The 18,257-nt window shown below is 76.1% G+C and carries 17 protein-coding genes; 7 read left to right on the top strand and 10 right to left on the bottom strand.

Annotated features, from left to right (window positions below; translation table 11 throughout):
• Positions 1 to 37: 37 nt before the first annotated feature.
• Genes IG69_RS0106810 through IG69_RS0106790 form a run of 5 tightly spaced genes read right to left on the bottom strand, consistent with a single transcriptional unit; the run spans position 38 to position 4,079 of the window.
• The gene (locus IG69_RS0106810; RefSeq protein ID WP_030527420.1) at positions 38 to 556 is read right to left on the bottom strand and encodes a hypothetical protein; all 519 of its coding nucleotides are present in this window, start codon (positions 554 to 556) and stop codon (positions 38 to 40) included.
• Positions 553 to 1,902, bottom strand: a complete 1,350-nt coding sequence (locus tag IG69_RS0106805; RefSeq protein WP_051750322.1) for a DUF58 domain-containing protein — start codon at positions 1,900 to 1,902, stop codon at positions 553 to 555. Before IG69_RS0106805 ends, IG69_RS0106810 begins: the two co-directional genes overlap by 4 nt.
• A complete protein-coding gene (locus IG69_RS0106800) occupies positions 1,899 to 2,864 on the bottom strand; it encodes an AAA family ATPase (RefSeq protein ID WP_030527418.1) in 966 nt (321 codons plus the stop codon). Before IG69_RS0106800 ends, IG69_RS0106805 begins: the two co-directional genes overlap by 4 nt.
• Positions 2,861 to 3,349 (bottom strand): hypothetical protein, encoded by a 489-nt coding sequence (locus tag IG69_RS0106795; protein WP_030527417.1) that lies wholly within the window; start codon positions 3,347 to 3,349, stop codon positions 2,861 to 2,863. The genes IG69_RS0106800 and IG69_RS0106795 overlap by 4 nt, the downstream gene beginning before the upstream one ends.
• Positions 3,342 to 4,079, bottom strand: coding sequence for a DUF4129 domain-containing protein (locus IG69_RS0106790; protein ID WP_030527416.1), 738 nt, complete (start codon positions 4,077 to 4,079; stop codon positions 3,342 to 3,344). The genes IG69_RS0106795 and IG69_RS0106790 overlap by 8 nt, the downstream gene beginning before the upstream one ends.
• Positions 4,080 to 4,139: 60 nt before the next feature.
• Here IG69_RS0106790 and IG69_RS0106785 point away from each other — a divergent pair, with 60 nt between their 5' ends.
• Together IG69_RS0106785 and IG69_RS0106780 are read left to right on the top strand one after the other, a co-directional pair.
• Positions 4,140 to 4,817, top strand: coding sequence for a hypothetical protein (locus tag IG69_RS0106785; protein WP_051750321.1), 678 nt, complete (start codon positions 4,140 to 4,142; stop codon positions 4,815 to 4,817).
• Positions 4,818 to 4,922: 105 nt separating this feature from the next.
• Positions 4,923 to 5,219, top strand: coding sequence for a hypothetical protein (locus IG69_RS0106780; protein ID WP_030527414.1), 297 nt, complete (start codon positions 4,923 to 4,925; stop codon positions 5,217 to 5,219).
• 85 nt (positions 5,220 to 5,304) lie between these two features.
• On the opposite strand, the gene valS is transcribed toward IG69_RS0106780, so the two are convergent.
• From valS to eccD, 4 genes are read right to left on the bottom strand one after another with little or no spacing between them, the layout of a single operon-like run.
• Complete coding sequence (valS, locus tag IG69_RS0106775) at positions 5,305 to 7,935, bottom strand: valine--tRNA ligase (protein ID WP_030527413.1); 2,631 nt, start codon at positions 7,933 to 7,935, stop codon at positions 5,305 to 5,307.
• Between the two features lie 43 nt (positions 7,936 to 7,978).
• Entirely contained in the window at positions 7,979 to 9,226 is a 1,248-nt protein-coding gene (locus IG69_RS20070; protein ID WP_051750320.1) for a S8 family serine peptidase, read from the bottom strand.
• Positions 9,223 to 10,554, bottom strand: coding sequence for a type VII secretion protein EccB (eccB, locus tag IG69_RS0106765; protein ID WP_030527411.1), 1,332 nt, complete (start codon positions 10,552 to 10,554; stop codon positions 9,223 to 9,225). Before eccB ends, IG69_RS20070 begins: the two co-directional genes overlap by 4 nt.
• A gap of 1 nt (position 10,555) precedes the next feature.
• Positions 10,556 to 11,890, bottom strand: coding sequence for a type VII secretion integral membrane protein EccD (eccD, locus tag IG69_RS0106760; protein WP_030527410.1), 1,335 nt, complete (start codon positions 11,888 to 11,890; stop codon positions 10,556 to 10,558).
• Between the two features lie 229 nt (positions 11,891 to 12,119).
• Here eccD and IG69_RS22470 point away from each other — a divergent pair, with 229 nt between their 5' ends.
• The 5 genes from IG69_RS22470 to IG69_RS0106735 all read left to right on the top strand — a co-directional run bounded on the left by IG69_RS22470 (position 12,120) and on the right by IG69_RS0106735 (position 16,416).
• Positions 12,120 to 12,437 carry a WXG100 family type VII secretion target gene (locus IG69_RS22470; protein WP_030527409.1) on the top strand — a complete coding sequence of 106 codons (318 nt, stop codon included), beginning with the start codon at positions 12,120 to 12,122 and terminating at the stop codon, positions 12,435 to 12,437.
• A 24-nt stretch (positions 12,438 to 12,461) separates the two neighbouring features.
• Positions 12,462 to 12,752: a WXG100 family type VII secretion target gene (locus tag IG69_RS20065; RefSeq protein ID WP_036829365.1), complete on the top strand. Its 291-nt coding sequence runs from the start codon at positions 12,462 to 12,464 to the stop codon at positions 12,750 to 12,752.
• 117 nt (positions 12,753 to 12,869) lie between these two features.
• Positions 12,870 to 13,457: a hypothetical protein gene (locus IG69_RS20910; protein ID WP_030527408.1), complete on the top strand. Its 588-nt coding sequence runs from the start codon at positions 12,870 to 12,872 to the stop codon at positions 13,455 to 13,457.
• 14 nt (positions 13,458 to 13,471) lie between these two features.
• Positions 13,472 to 14,947 carry a S8 family peptidase gene (locus tag IG69_RS0106740; protein ID WP_169742044.1) on the top strand — a complete coding sequence of 492 codons (1,476 nt, stop codon included), beginning with the start codon at positions 13,472 to 13,474 and terminating at the stop codon, positions 14,945 to 14,947.
• Entirely contained in the window at positions 14,947 to 16,416 is a 1,470-nt protein-coding gene (locus tag IG69_RS0106735) for a WXG100 family type VII secretion target (protein ID WP_030527406.1), read from the top strand. Before IG69_RS0106740 ends, IG69_RS0106735 begins: the two co-directional genes overlap by 1 nt.
• A gap of 158 nt (positions 16,417 to 16,574) precedes the next feature.
• Here the strand turns inward: IG69_RS0106735 and IG69_RS22065 are convergent, their stop codons facing one another.
• Entirely contained in the window at positions 16,575 to 18,149 is a 1,575-nt protein-coding gene (locus IG69_RS22065; RefSeq protein WP_030527405.1) for a hypothetical protein, read from the bottom strand.
• Positions 18,150 to 18,257 lie beyond the last annotated feature (108 nt).

The raw sequence follows: 18,257 nt of genomic DNA, 5'->3' as shown, positions 1-18,257 counted from the left end.
CGGGCGTTCGGGGGCTCGGGCGGTGCGGCCGGCCGGGTCAGCCGGTGCGGGCCGCCCGCCAGGCGAGGACCGCGGTGGCGGCCAGCCCGGCGAGGGCGAGGGTCACGACGGCGGTGCCCCAGGCCGACGGGGTCCGGGTGCCGAGGAGCCCGACGATCGCCGCGCCCGCTCCCGCGGTCGCGAGCAGCCCGCCCTGGGTCGCCCAGCGGCGCAGGGTCGCCCGGGGCAGCCCGGCGCCGGGCGGGAAGGCGGCGAGCAGGGCGAGGCACAGGTGTGTCGCCAGCACGAGCGTCGCGACGAGCACCGCAACGGCCCAGCCGCCGACGTCCGTCGGTGTCACGCCGCTCGTCCCGACGACGACCACCTGGCCGACGAGCAGCAGCGTCGCCCCCCAGCGACCCGGCCGGCGCAGCCCCCACCACGTGAGGCCGGCGAGCGGGAGCGCGAGGACGGCAGCCGTGACCGGGGTCGAGAGCGCGGCGAGCCCGAGGAGCAGGACGTCGGCGACGACGACGAGGAGGGCGGCGAGCGACCGCCAGCGGCGCGCGGGGGTCATCGGGCTGCTCCTGCCGTGCGGGGCCGACGTCCGATGCCGCGCAGCACCGTGTCGAGGGCGCCGTCGGCGCCCCAGGGGACGACCGGCACCCCGGCCCGCGCGCAGCGGTGGGCCTCCCGCTCACGCTCCAGCAGCCGCAGCCGCCACGTGAGGGACGCCAGCCGCGGGTCCTCGATGCCCGTGGCGGCGACGAGCGCGGCGGGGTCGGCGTCGGGGGTCGCCAGGTGCCCCGGCAGGGTGTCGACGACGAGGACGACGTGCCCGCTGCGGGCCAGGCGGACGGCGTGAGCGAGCGGCTCGGCCGACACGAGCGCCGAGAGGATGACGACGACGGCGCCGGGTGGCACCGACCGGCGCAGCTGGGCCCGCAGGGCGCGCTCCTCACCGACCGAGCCGCCGGAGGGCTCGGCCCGGCCGACGCCGAGGAGGATGCGGGTCAGCTGGTGGTGCCCGCCGACCGCCGGGACGTCGACGACCCCGCCGCCCCCGAGGACCGACACGCCCACCCGGTCGCCGGTCGAGAGGTAGTGGGCGGCGAGCGCACCGGCGGCGTCGACCGCGACGTCGAGGCTCGAGCGGCGACCGGTGTCGGTGTCGGGCACGCCGACGTCGCGCAGCGCGTCGACGAGGAGGCGGACCTCGGCGTCCTGGTCGGCGTGGGTCGTCGTGACGTGGAGGGTGCCGGTCCGCAGCGACACCGGCCAGCTGATGCGGCGCAGCCGGTCGCCGGTGCGGAACGGGCGCAGGTCGGCGAGCTCGGTGCCGGAGCCCTGCCGGTTCGAGCGGTGCTGCCCGACGAGGCCGGACGGGTGCGGCAGGCCGGCACGCGAGGAGAACCGGCCCGGGTGCGGCACGACGGTCACGGCCCCGCGCAGCTGCTCGGGCGAGAGCCACACGAGTCCGCCGAGGTCGCCGAAGCCGGCGACCTGGGCGGGTCCGACCCGGCGCGAGCCCCACCGCAGCGCCTCGACCTCGACCCCGAGCGGCACCAGCTCGTGCGGCTGCAGGCCCTCGGTCGCCGCGGCCACGTGACCGTGCCGAGGCGTCGAGCGCCCCCAGCGGTCGGCGGGCAGGTGGGCGACGACGTCGCGCAGCCCGGGGACGGGCGCGAGGTCCAGCCGCCACACGAACGACTCGCCCTCGCGCACCACGAGCGGGTCGACCGACGACTGCACCCGGGGCGCCCGGCGGGGGCGCGTGACGAGCGACCACGCGGCCGCCCCGAGGAGCGGCACGCCGACGACGACGAGGTCACCGCGCCCGAACGCGACGCCCACGACGAGCACGAGCAGCCCGACGAGCAGGGCCCGACCGAGCGCTCGGGTGGGGCGCCACCCGCCGGTCACGCCGTGCGGGCCGTCGTGCGCGGGGTGCGGACGGTGCGCAGGACGTCCGCGACGACGGTGGCCGAGGTGACCTCGCCCATCCACAGCTCGGGCCGGACGACGACGCGGTGCTCGAGGACGGCGGGGGCGACGGCCTTGACGTCGTCGGGGGCGACGTAGTCACGGCCGCGGACGACGGCCAGGCCGCGCGCCACGAGCATGAGGCCGAGCGAGCCACGGGGGGAGGAGCCCATCAGCACGTGCTCGTGCTCACGGGTGGCCCGGGCGAGGGCGACGCAGTACCGCCCGACCTCGGGCGAGACGGTGACGTCCTCGAGGGAGGCCTGCAGCTCGAGCAGCTCGGCGGCGTCGACGACGCGGCGGGCCTCCTGCTCCTCGCGGCGTCGCTCGAGGCGACGGCCGAGGACCTGCCACTCCTCGTCGGCGTCGGGGTAGCCGAAGGCGACCCGGACGAGGAAGCGGTCCAGCTGCGCCTCGGGCAGCGGGTAGGTGCCCTCGTACTCGACGGGGTTGGCGGTCGCGAGCACGTGGAACGGCCGCGGCAGCCGGAAGGTCTGGCCCTCGACGGTGACCTGCCCCTCCTGCATCGCCTCGAGCAGCGCGGCCTGCGTCTTCGGGGGCGTCCGGTTGATCTCGTCGGCGAGCAGCAGGCCGGTGAAGACCGGGCCCTGACGGAACTCGAAGCGCCGCTCGCCCTGGTCGTAGACGAAGCTGCCGGTGAGGTCGGAGGGCAGCAGGTCGGGGGTGAACTGCGCCCGGGTGAAGTCGAGGCCGAGCGCCTGCGCGAGGGTGCGCGCCGCGAGCGTCTTGCCGAGCCCGGGGTAGTCCTCGAGGAGGACGTGCCCGCCCGCGAGGACCGCCGCGACGACGACCTCGGTGGCCGCCCGCTTGCCGACGACGACGGTGTCGACCTCGTCGAGGACGGCGACGGCGCGTCGGTGGGTCGTGGCGAGGTCGGTCATGCGGTCTCCTTCGTCGGGGTCACGGTCTGCGTCGGGCGCAGCGACTCGAGGTCGGCGATGACCGCCTCGGCGTCCTGGGGGGTCAGGCGGCGCGGTGGCGCCGCGAGGTAGCGGGCGAGGGCTCCGTCGGGCGGGGTCACGGGGCGGCCCGCGGCTGCGCCGAGCCGCTCGGCGGTCAACGAGCGCACGAGCTCCTGGAGCTCGGCCGGGGCGCTCGTGTCCGTCCGGTTCGGGGCCAGCAGCCGGCGGAGGGCACCGATCCCGGGCTCGGGCGGGACCTCGTCGGCCCGGCGGGGGAGCCAGTCCCAGTCGACGCCGTCGTCGCGCTGCAGGGGCACGAGCAGCCCGATGAGCGAGACGACGAGGACGACCGCCGCGGCCGCCGCGAGCACGACGACGCCGCGGACGAGGACGAGCGCGACCAGCGCGACGCCGGCCACGCCGAGGCCGACGACCCGGCCTCGGGTCAGGTGCAGGTCACGCACGGGATCCGGCCTCCTGCCGTTCGACGGCGGCGCGCAGGTCGGCGCCGAGGCGGGTCAGGGCAGCCTCCGCCGTGGCCCGGTGGTCCTCGGTCAGCTCGTGGTGCGACCAGGCTGCCTCACGGTAGAGGGCCGCCAGCGACTGCAGGGTCTCCTCGTCGACCTCGAAGCGGCGCAGCACGCCCACGGCGGTCTCCGTCGAGGTGCGCGACGCGCTGAGGGTGAGGCCGGCGCCCCGCAGCGTGTCCTCGAGCCGGTCCCACGCCGCGATGATGCCCTCCGCCGGCGTGCCCCGCCCGAGCACGACCAGCCGCTCCTCCGCGTCCTCCGAGAGCGCCGTGCCCAGCCGGGCCAGGTCCGGCCCGGCCGTGTCGTCGGCCTCGACGGCGCGCGGCCCCTGGAGCGAGCGGAGCAGCGCCCGCAGGACGAGGACGAGGACCACGAGGAGCGCGAGCCCGACGAGGCCCACCGCGGTCCACCCGACGAGCGCCGCGAGGGAGTCGCCGTTGACCGAGGCGGAGCGGAAGGCCCGGGCGTCGACCTCCGAGGAGGGGCGGAAGACGTCGTCGTCGGCGCCGTACTGCGTCACGGGGCCGAGGTGCGGGCCGCTGATGACCCGCGGGATGCCGGGGACCGAGGCCGCCCAGACGGCCAGCAGCGCCGCGGCGGCCGCGGTCGCCCCCAGGGCGACCCGGCTCCGCCGGGCGCGGTCACTGCGTCGTGCCTCCCCCACGCGACACACCCAACCACACGCGGCTTGGCGAGAGGGGGACCGGGAGGGGACGATGTGCCCGTGGCGACGACCTTCCGGCTGCGGGCCGGCGACACCGGCCCGGTGCAGCAGTCGCCGGTGACCTGCGGGTCGGCGTGCCTGACCGTCGCGCGGATGCTCGTCGACCCGGTCTTCGCGTCGTGGGTCCGGACGGGCGACCCGCACCCGCCCGGCTCACCGGCGGGGGCCACCCAGGCCGAGCGCTTCGCCGCGTACGAGCGGGTCGTCATGCGGCGCACGAACGGGGTGCTCTCGGGCGGTCGGCGCCCGAACCTGCCGTGGCCGCGGGCGCTCGGTACGCCGCCGTGGGGGGCGCTGCGCGAGCTGGAGTTCGGGGCGGCCCGTCTCGGGACCCGTTACACGCTCGACCTGCTGCGCGGCGCCGACGAGTACGGGCTGGTCGAGCGCTTCGAGACCCTCCAGCAGGTCGTCGCTGACGGCGAGCCGGCGCTGCTGTACATCGGCAACGCGGTGCTGCCGCGCCACATCGTCCTCGTCCTGCCCGGCGACGGCGACCGGATGCTCGACGTCTACGACCCCGGGACCGGCCGCGTGGGCCACCTGCGCCGGGACGAGGTCGTGCAGCACCGGATGCGCCTGTCCGGCTGGGACGTCCCCTGGGTGGCGGTGCGGCCGACGGGTCTGCGCCGCGTCGAGGCACGCCAGGGCGCCCCGTCCCTCGGCCCGATGCCCGCCTGAACCCCGTCGAGTGAACAGGACACGCCGCGTGCAGGGCTCCGCAGACGGCGTGTCCTGTTCACTCGACGGGTGAGAGTGCCCGGGCGCGCGGTCTAGGCTGCGCTCGTGCCGCTGCCGCCGGACCTCGCCCCGGGACGAGCCGCCGCGCTCGTCGAGGAGCTCGGCCGTGTCGTCGTCCTCTCGCCGGTCGGCACCGCCTACGCGGTCCGCACGGACCGCCGGCACCTCGCGCGGCACGCGCTGCTCGGGGCCGCCGTCGGCTTCTGGCTGGGGCGGCTGCTGGCGGCGGCGGTGCCGATGCCCCTCGCGCTCGGTGTAGCCCCCCTCTGCCTCGGCCTGGGCGCCGGAGCGGGTCCGCCTGCGCTGGCGCCCCCGCCCGCCCGCCTGAACCCCGTCGAGTGAACAGGACACGCCGCGTGCGGGGCTCCGCAGACGGCGTGTCCTGTTCACTCGACGGGTGAGGGCGCACCCGGCGAGAGACGGGGCCTCAGGCGGTCGGCTTGGGGACCGGGACGAGCTCGAGGTCGCGGGTCGCGACCTCCTCGCCCTCGGCCCACTCGAGCGACCCGGTGAGCCGGCCGGCGGCCCGCAGGTCCGCCTCGCCGGCGCGCAGGTGCTCGAGCAGCGCGGCCGGGGCGACGATCGTCGCGGTGGGCACCTCGGCCCGCATCCCGACCTTGGCCTCGGACTTCGCCTTGCGGACGACCGCGAGGGCGGCCCCGACGGCGGGCAGCGCAGCGGGGTCACCACCGGCCGGCACCTCGTCGGCGGTCGGCCACGGCGCGCGGTGCACCGTGCCCTCGTGGAACCAGCTCCAGACCTCCTCGGTGACGTACGGGAGGACCGGCGCCAGCAGGCGCAGGACGACGTCGAGGACGAGGCGCAGCGTGGCGCGGGCGGAGGCGGCCTCGGCGTCGCCGCGCGAGCCGTAGGCGCGGTCCTTGACGAGCTCGAGGTAGTCGTCGCAGAAGGTCCAGAAGAACGACTCGGTCACCTCGAGGGCGCGGGTGTGGTCCCAGCCCTCGAAGCCGGCGGTCGCCTTCTCGACGACCTCGCGCAGCGCGGCGAGCACCGACAGGTCGAGCGGGTCGGTGACCTGCGCGGCGAGGTCGCCCTCGACGTCGCCGAAGGAGAGGGCGAACTTGCTCGCGTTGAGGACCTTGATGGCCAGCCGCCGGCCGACCTTGATCTGCCCGACGTCGTAGGCGGCGTCGGCGCCGAGGCGACCGCTGGCCGCCCAGTAGCGCACGGCATCGGCCGAGTGCTCCTTGAGGAGGTCCTCGGGCGTCACGACGTTGCCCTTGGACTTGCTCATCTTCTTGCGGTCCGGGTCGAGGATCCAGCCCGAGATGGCGGCGTTCGTCCACGGCACGCTGTCGTGCTCGAAGTGCGCGCGCACGACCGTCGAGAACAGCCAGGTGCGGATGATGTCGTGGCCCTGGGGGCGCACGTCCATCGGGAAGACCTTCTCGAACAACGGGTCCGGGTCGACGCCGTCACGGCCGCGCCAGCCGGCGGCGATCTGAGGGCTCAGCGAGGAGGTGGCCCAGGTGTCGAGGATGTCGGGGTCGCCGACGAAGCCGCCGGGCACGCCGCGCTGGTCCTCGGTGTAGCCGGCCGGCGGGTTCGCCGCGGGGTCGACGGGCAGCTCGGACTCGTCGGGGAGGATCGGGTGGTCGTGGTCCGGCTCGCCGTCGGCGTCGACCGGGTACCAGACGGGGATCGGCACGCCGAAGAAGCGCTGGCGCGAGACGAGCCAGTCGCCGTTGAGTCCCTGGACCCAGTTGGAGTAGCGGTTGCGCATGAAGCCGGGGTGGAAGTCGACCTCCTCGCCGCGGGCCACCAGGGCCGCGTTGAGGTCGGCCTCGCGCCCGCCGTTGCGGATGTACCACTGGCGGGTCGTGACGATCTCGAGCGGCTTCTCGCCGCGCTCGTAGAAGTTGGCCTTGCGCTGCGTCGGCTTCGGTTCGCCGTCGAGGTCCCCGGACTCGCGCAGCGCGCCGACGATGGCCTCGCGCGCCGAGAACGCGGTCTTGCCCGCGACCTGCTCGGCGTAGAGGGCCTCGCCCGCCGAGCCGACGAGCCACTCGGGGGTCTCGGACTGCATGCGGCCGCTGCGCGTCACCAGCGAGCGGGTCGGCAGGCGGAGCTCACGCCACCAGAGCACGTCGGTCAGGTCGCCGAACGTGCAGCACATCGCGATGCCCGCGCCCTTGTCCATCTCGGCGGCGGGGTGCGCCACGACCGGCACCTCGACACCGAAGAGCGGCGTGCGCACGGTCGTGCCGAACAGCGGTTGGTAGCGCTCGTCGTCCGGGTGGGCGATGAGGGCCACGCAGCTGGGGATGAGCTCGGGGCGCGTGGTCTCGATGTGCACCGGGCCGTCGGCGCCGTGGAACGCCACGCGGTGGTAGGCGCCGGGGTAGTCGCGGGCCTCGAGCTCGGCCTGCGCGACGGCGGTCTGGAACGTGACGTCCCAGAGGCCGGGGGCCTCGGACTGGTAGGCCTCGCCGCGACGGACGTTACGGAGGAACGCCTGCTGCGAGGTGGCACGCGAGTGGTCGTCGATCGTCCGGTAGCCGATGGACCAGTCGTAGCTGTGGCCGATCCGGCGGAAGAGGGACTCGAACGCCTCCTCGTCCTTGACGGTCAGCTCGTCGCACAGCTCGATGAAGTTCTGGCGCGAGATGGGCATCTCGTCGGCGGCCTTCGTGCTCTTGGCGTTGCCGCGGAAGGGCGGCTCGAAGTCCGGGTCGTGGTGCAGCGACGCGTCGCCGCGCACGCCGTAGTAGTTCTGCACGCGCTTCTCGGTGGGAAGGCCGTTGTCGTCCCAGCCGATCGGGTAGAAGACGTTGAACCCGCGCATCCGCTTGTAGCGCGCCATGCAGTCGGTGTGTGTGTAGCTGAACACGTGCCCCATGTGCAGCGAGCCGCTGGCGGTCGGCGGCGGGGTGTCGATGGAGAACACCTGCGAGCGGTCACCGGCGAGGGCGGCCTCGCGGTCGAAGGCGTAGGTGCCCTGCTCCTGCCATACCGCGCCCCACTTCTCCTCCAGGCCGTCGAGGGACGGCCGGTCCGGGATGGCGGAGGCGGCGGTGGGGGAGGCGTGCTCGGTCATGGCCGACATCCTCCCAGACCGCGGAGGGTGCCCTCACCCGGGTTCAGCCGGTGCGGCGTCGGCGTGCGAGGCGCACGAGCGCCAGCCCCGTGAGGGCGCTGCCGGCCGCGACGGCCACCCAGAGCACCTGCCGCCGCTCACCGGCGCGCGGGTCCGCGACCGGGCGCACCTCGAGGCGGGTCGTGGCGGCCTGCGCACGCGGCGGGGCGGTCGTGCCGGGCAGCGGTGGCCCGGCCATCCCGGCGTCGAGGACCGCCGTCAGCGCCTCGACCGGCTGGATGACGCCCCAGCCGACGGCGTCGTCGCGCGCGTCGCGCCGGTCGCGGGCGGCGGTGACCTCGAGGCGGTGGGCCCACAGCTGTGGCCCCTCGGACGGGAAGCGTTGTGCGAGGAGGGCGGCCGCCGCGCTGACGTACGCGGTGGCGTAGCTCGTCGACCCCTCGTCGGAGGACAGGTAGCAGTCGCCCCACGCGCCGAAGGTCGTCAGCACGTCGGTGCCGGGCGCCGCGACGTCGACGTGCGACCCCGTGACCGACCCCTTGGCCGGCCGGTCGTCCGCGTCGCTGGCGCCGACCCCGAGCACGCCGGGGTAGGCGGCGGGGTAGCGGGGGCCGCGCACGGGGTCCTGCTCGGTGCTCGTCCCGGCGGCCGCGACGACGAGGGCCCCCTTGCTCTGCGCGTGCTCGACCGCCGACCGCAGGCGGGAGTCGTCACCGGCCGTGCTCAGCGAGACGTTGACGACCTTCGCGCCGCCGTCGACCGCGGCCCGGATGCCCTCCGCGAGGGTGCCGGCGTCGGTGTCCGGCCCCTCCTGCGAGGTGCGCTCGTCGGACACGACCTTGACCGGGAGGATGCGGGCGTTCGGGGCAAGGCCCTCGACGCCGGACTTCGAGCCGACGGACCGGGCGGCGATGATGCCGGCGACCGCGGTGCCGTGCAGGCGGGTGTCGGTGCGGGCCGACCCCCCGACGAGGCTTCGCCCGTCGAGCACGGAGGAGCCGGTGAAGTGCTGGTTGCGGGCGACCCCGCTGTCGACGACGGCGACGGTGACGCCCCGCCCGGTGGCCATCGTCCACGCGGTGCGGGAGCCGAGCCGGACGAGCGCCGTCGGGGTGTCGGTGACCCACTGGGTCCGTCCCTCCTCGCACTGCTCGGCCGCGGAGGGCAGGACCGCGGCCACTGCCGGGGCGGATCCGGCGGAGGCGAGCGCCGGTGCGGCCGAGGGGAGCACGGCGGTGCTCGCGAGCAGGAGCGGCGCGGCGATGCGCGCCGCGCGGCGCCGCGAGGTCACGACGTGCCCGAGACGACCGTGCGGGCGGCGTCCTCGCCGAGGGCCGGGCCCGAGCGGAACAGCTCGGTCCAGGCCGCGGGGACCGGGACGACGTCTCCGGACGTGTAGCCCAGGCGGGCGAGCACCTCGGTGTCCGCGCCGACGACCGAGTAGGCCGTGGCGGTCTGGTCCACGGCCAGCACGGGACCCTTGCCGAGCACCTGCCCCGACACCGCCCGGACGAGCGCGCCGGACCCGGTGTCGACGACGGTGCGGCCGCGGTCGGATGCCGGCGGGTCGCTGGTGACCGTCGTCAGCGCGACGACGGGGGCCGTGTTCGCCGCGGCCGTGAGCGTCGCGCACGGCGTGGTCTCCAGGGCCGTCGGCAGCTTCTCGGGCCAGGCCGTCGGGGCGGTGCGCTGCGGCACGACCTGGAGGCGGGCGATCTGCGCGCCCTCGACGGGCAGGACGTCGGCGGACGCCCCCGAGCCGAGGCGGTACATCGCGAGCGCGACGTCGGGCAGCGGCTCGAGGGTGCCGTCGGGGGTGACGAGGTAGTGACGACCGTCGTCCTGCAGCTCGAGCACGGACCCGACCGAGGCACCGGGCGGGAGACCGGGGAGCGGCTTGCCGAGGTCGTCGACGGTGAGCGGGCCGAGCGCCGGCCCCTGGGGGAAGAGGTTGAGCCACGCGGCCGGGGCGGCGACCGGCGGGCGCCCGTCGAGCCGCAGGGCGACCGAGACGGCCGACAGGTCGCGACCGCGCACCGGGTAGCGCATCCCGTCCGCGACGACGAACACCGCCTCGTCGGTGCGGACGAGCACGGCGGCGCCGTCGGCGGGCTCGGCCCGGCGCTTCGGACCGATGGCGGACGAGACCTGCTGCCCCGCACCGAGGCACGAGAGCCAGCCGGTGTTGACGAGGCGGTCGGCCGGTGCGAGGGAGTCGGGGGCACCGAGGATGCCGAGGGTCGCGCCGCGCTCCTTGTCGGCGAGCTCCTCGTCCGGCACGGCGAGCACCTTGAACTGGTTGCTCGGGATGAGCAGGCGGGCGCTGACGGTGTTGACGACCGGGTGCAGCACCTCGTCGATGGACACGTACCGCGCGCCGCTGTCCTCGGCGATGACCAGCCGGTCGTTGCCCCAGTCGTCCGGGAGCGACGAGCGCAGGTACCCGAACGCCATGCTGCCGAGGACGAGCACGACGGTGAGCGCGAGGCCACCCACGACGGCCCGCAGCGGGCGGTCGGGCTCGACCTCGCGACCGCCCGGGGCACCGCTGACGAACGCGGTGGTCAGCCGGCGACGGCTGAACGACTGCGCCTCGACGAGGTCCTTCTTCGTCGCCACGTCAGAGGATCCCGACGGTGGCGGCGGCCAGGGGCAGGAGCGACACGAGCGCGACGCCGTCGAGGGCGTCGGCCACCCGGCCGAGGCGGACCCGGGTGCGGGGGGCGAGGACGGCCAGCGCGACGACGACCGCGCCGGTCGCCCCGAGGAGCACCGCGAGGGCCGGTCGCCACGTCGGGTGCGTCAGCGCGGCGACGACGGCGGCGAGGGCCACGCCGAGGATGCCCGTGGCCATCGCGATGACGACGGTGGTGCGGGTGCGGGCGTGCCGCGTGCGCAGCAGCGTGGCGGCGCACCCGGCGAGGACGAGGGCGGTCCCGGCCAGCCCGTCGGCGACGAGCTGCGGCGTGACGAGGAGCGCCGCCCCGCCGGTCGACAGCCCGACGGCGACCATCACCTCGTGACCGAGGGCCACCTGGCCGCGGACGCGCTCGCGGTCGACCTCGGGCACGTCGGCCTCGATCTCGGCCTCGGTGCGGGGTGCGTGCGAGCTGAGCCGGCTCGAGGAGAGGCCGGCCCAGGGGAGGACGTTGCCGACGACGACCGCGAGCACGAGGACGACGGCGCACACCGTCGTCACGTCGACCTCGAGCACCCCGGTCGCGAGGCCGACCGCGGTGGCGACGAGACCGACGACGGCCCCGGCGGCCAGCACCAGACGGTGCCGGGCCACGACGAGGGCCGCGGCGAGCCCCACGATCGCGACGGCGGAGCCGACCCAGACCAGGCCGCGGCCCCAGAGCGCGTCGGCCGGGGCGACGGCGCTGCCGGAGGTCGCCGCGAACGCGAGGGCGGTGAGCGCGAGGGCGAGCGCGCCGCCGGCCTGCGCCCGCGCGTGGAGGACGGCGGCCGAGCCCACGAGGAGGAGGGCGACGGCGAGCGCGACGGCGGCGACGAGCAGCCCGGTGTCCCGAGCGGTGAACAGGGCCCAGGCCGCGCAGAGGAAGAGGACGACGGAGGCGCCGACCGCCGTGCCCGCGCTGTGCCGCGCGGTCCACGGGGCGAACTGCGTCTCGACGACGTCCGCGACGGCTTCGACGACGTCGTCGTAGACCTTGTCGGTCGAGGGGTCGACGACCTCGAGGCTCAGCACCGACCCGTCGGTCACCCCCTGGGCCGCGAACGAGCGGTCGGGGTCGAGGAGGGTCCCGCCGCCCGCGACGAGCCGGAAGCCGTGCGTGGCCTGCTCGGGATCGAGGACCCCGAGCTCGCGCGCGAGCTCGGGGACGATCTCGACGACCGGGATGCCGCCCGGCACACCGAGATCCGCGCGACGGGTGCCCGACGACACGGAGACTCGGACGAGCGACGCGGAGGCGGCGCTGGACTGGCTCACGGTTTCGACTCTCCCCTCGACGGCCGGCCCGGTGCCGGTCCCGACGCGCCCCGAGCATAGACGCGTGGGGTTCGGGGAGTTCTCCCCATCGACCCTTTTCGCATGGCACCGTAGGGTCGAGTGCAGGACGAGGGGCCGCACCGGAACCACGTCCGATGGACACCAGCCCTTCAGGGGGTCAGTGAAACGGCTGCGGCACGATCGTCGTCGCACGAGGGAAGGACACAGCATGGGTGACCAGTTCAGGGCCGGCGCAGGCGTCGTCAAGGCCAGCGCCGACATCGTCTCAGCTGCGCGGGGGGACCTCCGCAAGCAGGTCAACGACCTGCGCACGCAGATGGAGGCCGTCAAGGCGCACTGGGAGGGGCAGGGCGCTGCCAGCTTCCAGAACGTCAGCGAGGCGTGGAAGGTGCAGACGCAGGACATCGTCGACGTGCTCGACACGTTCGAGGCGAATCTCACCGGCACGCAGCGTCAGTACGACGCCGACGATGCCGCCGCGTCGTCGAACCTCAGCAAGTACAGCAGCATGCTCGGCAACGGCTGAGCCGACGAAGGGGACTGAACGATCATGGGTGACGGAATCAAGGTCGGCGGCGCCGGCATCGACGCGCTCGTCGACGACATGCAGAAGGGTCTCGGCCAGATCGAGGGCCGGCTCGGCGACATGAAGAACGACCTCAGCAAGTACGTGGAGCAGTGGGACGGTTCGGCCCGCGCCGCGTACTCGAAGGCCCAGGCCGACTGGGAGAAGCAGATCCAGGAGTGCAAGCAGCTCCTCATGGACGTCCGCCAGGCGGTCATCTCCTCCAAGGAGGACTACCTCGCCGGCGAGCTGCGCAACACCAACATGTGGGGCTGAGCGCCCGACGTGCACGCGCCGGGTGCCGGTGCCTCCTCGGGAGGCACCGGCACCGCGGCGTGACGGGGAGGACCACGGGCGCGGGGCGCCCGTGACGGAACGGACCGAGGAGACGACGTGCCACGACTCGACGACGGCGGACCGGGCGCTGGACCCATCCAGTACCCGAGCATCCTGCAGACGCTCGGGCTGGACTACGAGCAGGACTGGACGAGCTCGACCCACGACGCGCTGCGGACGGTGGAGTACACCGTCGCGTCGCGCTCGACCTTCGGCGAGATCCCGGAGGCGCAGGACTTCGCGACCGTCTACACGGCCGCGGCCCACATCTACGAGGCGACGCTGCGGGGCATCCGCGACGACCTGACCGCCGCCGCGCAGGCGCTGGCCCAGGCCGGCGCCGAGCTCCGCGAGCGCGACGAGGCCTCCGGCGACGCCTTCCAGACCCTGCAGGCCCGCTGGGCCACGCCTGACGACTTCGCGTCCGCGCAGCAGACGGAGCGGGCCGCCCGGGACGAGGCCGCGGTCGAGGGGAGCGCGGCCCAGGTGCGCATCGCCGAGGAGGCGCCGGCGCCCACCGACCCCGTGGGCCCCGGTGTCGACACCGGCGCGGGCGGGACGTCGGCCTCCACCCCGACCGGTCCGTCGAGCGGTGGCGCCGCGCCGTCCACCCCGCCGCCTTCCAGCGGCATGGACGTCGGCTGATGCGTCGAGCCCGCGTGCCTGCCACCGTGCTCGCCCTGGCCCTCGTGGCCACGACGGGCGGTGCCGCGGCCGCGTCCGCGACGGCCGGGACCCTCGCCGGTGCGCCCGACCGCCTGTCGGCGGCCGCGTCCCCGGGCGAGTGGTGGCGCACGGCGATGGGCGTCGACGAGCTCAACCGCCGGGGCACCGGCCAGGGTGTGACGGTCGCCGTCATCGACGGGCCGATCGACGCCGACGTCCCCGAGCTCCGTGGGAAGGTCGACTCCAGCCGGAGCCTCTGCAGGGGCGACGGCTACGACGCTCCCCTCCGCTCGCCGTCGGCCACCGGCAAGCCCGCCGAGCACGCCACGAGCATGGCGGCGCTCATCGCCGGCTCCGGGAAGGGCACGGGGCCGGGCGGTCGTGGGATCCGCGGCGTCGCGCCCGACGCGACGATCCGGCACTACGCCGCGTTCTACCGTGACGCGAAGGACCGGCCGACCTGTCCGTCCGTCGACGGCGGGGACAGCGTCGACGAGGGCATGGCCCGCGCGGTCGAGCGAGCCGCCTCGGACGGCGCCGACGTCATCAGCATCAGCCTCGTCGGCCGCTACGACGACGAGATCGTCGACGCCCTCCTCGCGGCCTACCGGGCCGACGCGATCGTCGTCGCCGGCACCCCCAACGACGCGAAGTCGGGGATGTGGCCCGGTGAGGGCAACGGGGTGCTCGCGGTGACGAGCGTCGACTCGGCCGGCCGGATCCCGGAGTTCGGCATCAAGGGCAGCGCGTCCCTCGCCCTCGCGGCGCCGGGCAAGGACGTCATGGCCGGCAGCTACGACGGCTCCGGCTGGCACAGCGACACCGTCGTCTCGGGCTCGTCGATCGCCACGGCGATCGTCGCCGGCGGCATCGCGGCGATGCGGTCCGCCCACCCGGACGCGAGCGCCGGGCAGATCCTCCACGCGGTCAAGGACAACGTGGGGCTGCGCGAGAAGAAGAGCGGCAGCGGCTACGAGACCTGGTTCCGGCGCAGCGGGGCGGACCTGCCCACGGTGCGCAGCGCCAACCCCGCCTACGGCTGGGGCATCTTCGACCCTGCCGACGCCGTGGAGGTCGACCCCTCGGCGCTGCCGAAGGACAACCCGTTCGTCCGCCCGGGCAAGAACGAGGAGCCGACGGTGCAGCAGGTCGCGACGTCCATGGGCCTGCCGGCGTCGACCTCGACGGGCTCCGCGAGCCCGTCGACGTCCCCGACCGTCAGTGCGACCCCGTCCGGCACGCCGGCGGCCCAGGCGGCCCCGGCCGTCCGCGCCGGCGGCCCGGGTGGGCCGCCGTGGCTGCTCCTCGGCGCCGTCGTGCTCGTGCTCCTGCTCCTCGCCGGAGGTGGGCTCGTCCTGCGCGGACGCCGTGCGGCCGCGGGGGCGTCCCCCACACCGACCACCTCTGCCACCACGACCAGCACCACGACGACGGACGGCGCCGCGAGCGCCGAGGGGAGGAACCACTGATGGTCATTCCTGACGAGGGCCCGAGCAACCCGGCGCTGCCGGCCGACGCGGGGCCCAACGAGCGCAAGCTCTACGGGATCTACGGATTCTCGACGGTCCTCGTGCGGATGACCGCCGACGACTGGGGGACCACCGCCGACACGGTGAGCAACCTCGCCACCGAGGTGCGCTCGGTCATCACGAAGCTGCAGGGGGCGGACCGACCGTGGACGGGCCCGGCCGCCGACGCGGCCTACGCCACGCTCCAGAGGCTCGCCGGCCAGCTCGATGACCGGGCCGAGGAGATCACCGGCATCAAGCGGGGACTGAACCAGGCCGCGGACGCGGCGGACACGGCGCGGCAGGCGTACCAGAACACGGTGCGCACGATCTCGACCGATGTCGACCGCTCGTCCTACGAGCACACCCAGGCGCGCCAGGGCGGTCAGCCCGCGCCGGACGGCAAGGTCTTCGACCAGGCCGGCTTCGACGCGGCCGTCGCCGCGCAGCGCGAGCAGCGTGAGCAGCAGTCCGCGACCGTGCTCGCCGGCTTCGGCTCCGGCATCCGTGGAGCGGCCCGGGAGATGCCCGTGGCCGCGCAGGACTCCGTGACCATCGACCCGGGGTCCTCCGGCGGGGGCGGCGGCGGGGGTGGGTACCCGTCCGGTGGCGGCCCGAGCGGGGGCTCGTACGTCGCGCCCTCGGGCGGTGGTGGGGGCGGTGGCGTCTACCACGTGTCGCACCCGACCGGCTGGGTGCAGGAGCCGGTCGTCGAGAACCCGCAGCCGCCGACGACCACCCCGCCGACGACCACCCCGCCGGTCGAGCCGCCGGCCCCGGTCAGCCCGGTCAGCCCGACGCCGACCCCGGTCCACCTCGACGGCGGCACGACCGGCACGGTCACGCCCGGTGGCGCCGGCAGCACCGGCTGGGCCGGGACCGCGCCGGGCGGTGGGTCATCCGGCGGCGGTGCCGGAGGCCTCGGCGGCGCCGGTGCGGTCGGCGGCGGCGCCCTCATGGGTGGCGCCGCGCTGCTCGGCAAGGGCGTGCTCGGGCGGATGGGTGGTGGCGCGTTCGGTGCCGCCGGCGCGGCCGGCCGCCCCGGCCTGGTGGCCGGCAGCACCTCCGCCGCGGGCCGTGGAGCCGGCGGAGCCGCGGGTCGCGGTGCGGCCGGCGCGGCCGGGCGCACGACCGTCGCCCCCGGTGGTCAGGGTGCCGCCGCGCGCGGTGGTGCCCGGGGCGCCGGTGGCGGTCGCGGCGCGGCCGGGGTCACCGGGTCGCGCAGCACCGGGAAGTACGGGGTCCCGAAGGTCGGCGAGAGCGGCGGCCGCGGTGCCGGGGCCAAGGGTGCCGTCGGAGCCGCCTCCGGGGGGCGCGGTGGACGCCGGGGCCGCGACGAGCAGGCCCAGGACGTCGACCACCTGACCCACGAGGACGAGGAGACCTGGTTCGAGGGCGAGGACGATGCGACCCCGCCCGTCTGGCGCTGACACGCCGGCCACGTCACGCGAGCGCCCCTTTCCCGTGCCGGGGGAGGGGCGCTCCGTCGTGCCGGGGTCGTCCCGTCTCGCCGGGGTGGTGTGACGGGGCGGCCGGGCAAAGTCGGGGCGGCGGGGCGAGGTCAGGGGTGGTCTCGCGTGGCCGGGGATCAGCCGGAGGTGAACCGGCGCAGCGCCTCGACGAGGCCACCGGCCACGACGGCGAGCGGCAGCGCGAGGACGACCGCGAGCGCCTCGAGCCGGTCGGCGCCGCGCGAGAGCCGGGTCGAGGCCCAGCCCCCGGACAGCGCGACGGCGCCGAGGACCGCGGCCACCCCGAGGACGACCGCCCCGGCGACCACGCCCCAGCGCCAGCCGCCGTCCCAGTCGACGACGGCGACCGAGGTCGAGAGGGTGAGGGACGCCGCGGTGGCGAGCATCGCGGCGCGCGCCAGCCGGTCGCGGACGTGGCGCGCCTGGTACCCCAGCGCGGCGGCCGAGGCGAGGAGGAGCGCCCAGCGCGACCACGGCGCGAGCGTCGACAGCGGCTCGGTGAGCGCGACGACCCATCCGGCGACGACGGCGAGGACGCCGAGGTAGGTCGTGCCGACCGAGACCACCGAGCGGGCCTGCGCGACGCGGTCGCGGACGTCGGTGGCGGTGACGCGGCGGCGGCGCGCGGCGTGCCGCTCGCGTACCGACCAGACGGTCGTCGAGAGGCGGTCGGTGTCGACGAGCTGGGTCTGGTCGACGTCGAGGCTGGCGCTCGGCAGCGCGCGGACGACGACCGGAGCGAGGCCCACGACGAGGGCGGCGGCCACGGTCACCGGCTGCTCGGCGAGCACGGTGCCGGCGACGAGGGCGGCGAGCCCGCCGAGGCAGGCCAGGGCCGTCCGCTCGGCCCGGTCGGCGGGCGAGCCGTCGGACGACGCGAGCGCGAGCACCACGGCCCCGAGCGCGGCCGCCAGCACCACCGCGACCGCGACCCGCGACGGCGTGGACGCGAGCGGGACGAGGAGGCCCGCGGCACCCGCGAGCGAGGGGGCGCCGACGAGCCGGACCAGGGCGGCACCGCTGCGGTGCCGGGGGGTGAGGAGGACGGCGGCCACGGCGGCGGCGAGCAGCACCCCGCTCGCCGCCCAGCGGACGGCGGCGGCGTCGAGGACCTGGTCGGTCGTGCCGGCCGGTGCGGCGAGGGCGAGCGCCGCGGCGACGAGCGCGACGACGGCGCTGGCCGCGACGAGCACCGGCCCGAGGTCCGAGGCGCGTCGCGCGGCGCGTCGGGCGGGCCCGCGACGACGGCGCCGCGGGTGGTGCAGCGCGGAGCGGCTGACCGTGGCGTCGACGTCGTCGACGGCGTCGCGGCGCTGGGTGGCGTCGTCGACGAGCGAGAGCCCGGGGTCGGCGGTCGCGACCGACGGCGAGCGCGACCCACCGGCCCACGCCGGGGCCGACGGGCGGGCGCCGGGGGCGGCGGAGGACCGGTCGAGGCTGACGACCCCCCGGTGCACGGCGTGGGTGGTCGTCCGGACGACGGTGAGGACGGCGCCGGCGGGCAGGTCGCCGGAGATCCGGTCCTGGGGCCCGAGGACGTGGCCGGCGGCGGTCGCGACCGAGCTCGGCGTGGCGCTGGAGGAGATGCCGAGGACCGAGAGGACCTCGCTGACACGGGTGCCGACCGGGACGACGAGGTCGTAGCTGCGCTCGTCCGCGACGAGCGTCAGCTGCTGCGTCGTCCCGTCCACCGGGCCCTCCCGTCGTTCTCCCGCACTCGATCCGGCCCACCTCGGGCCACTCCCCGCGGGGAACAGTATCCACGGGTACGGTAGGCCGAGCGCCAGAAGCACCACCGG

The sequence above is a fragment of the Phycicoccus jejuensis genome, from assembly GCF_000720925.1.
GTDB classification, from domain to species: Bacteria; Actinomycetota; Actinomycetes; order Actinomycetales; family Dermatophilaceae; genus Phycicoccus; species Phycicoccus jejuensis.
This window is presented reverse-complemented; position numbering and strand designations above follow the sequence as displayed.

What these genes read in the sequence shown, in the direction of transcription:
- IG69_RS0106810 (WP_030527420.1), bottom strand. Translation starts at nt 556, where the DNA reads ATGACCCCCGCGCGCCGCTGGCGGTCGCTCGCCGCCCTCCTCGTCGTC.
- IG69_RS0106800 (WP_030527418.1), bottom strand. Translation starts at nt 2,864, where the DNA reads ATGACCGACCTCGCCACGACCCACCGACGCGCCGTCGCCGTCCTCGAC.
- valS (WP_030527413.1), bottom strand. Translation starts at nt 7,935, where the DNA reads ATGACCGAGCACGCCTCCCCCACCGCCGCCTCCGCCATCCCGGACCGG.
- IG69_RS22470 (WP_030527409.1), top strand. Translation starts at nt 12,120, where the DNA reads ATGGGTGACCAGTTCAGGGCCGGCGCAGGCGTCGTCAAGGCCAGCGCC.
- IG69_RS20065 (WP_036829365.1), top strand. Translation starts at nt 12,462, where the DNA reads ATGGGTGACGGAATCAAGGTCGGCGGCGCCGGCATCGACGCGCTCGTC.
- IG69_RS0106735 (WP_030527406.1), top strand. Translation starts at nt 14,947, where the DNA reads ATGGTCATTCCTGACGAGGGCCCGAGCAACCCGGCGCTGCCGGCCGAC.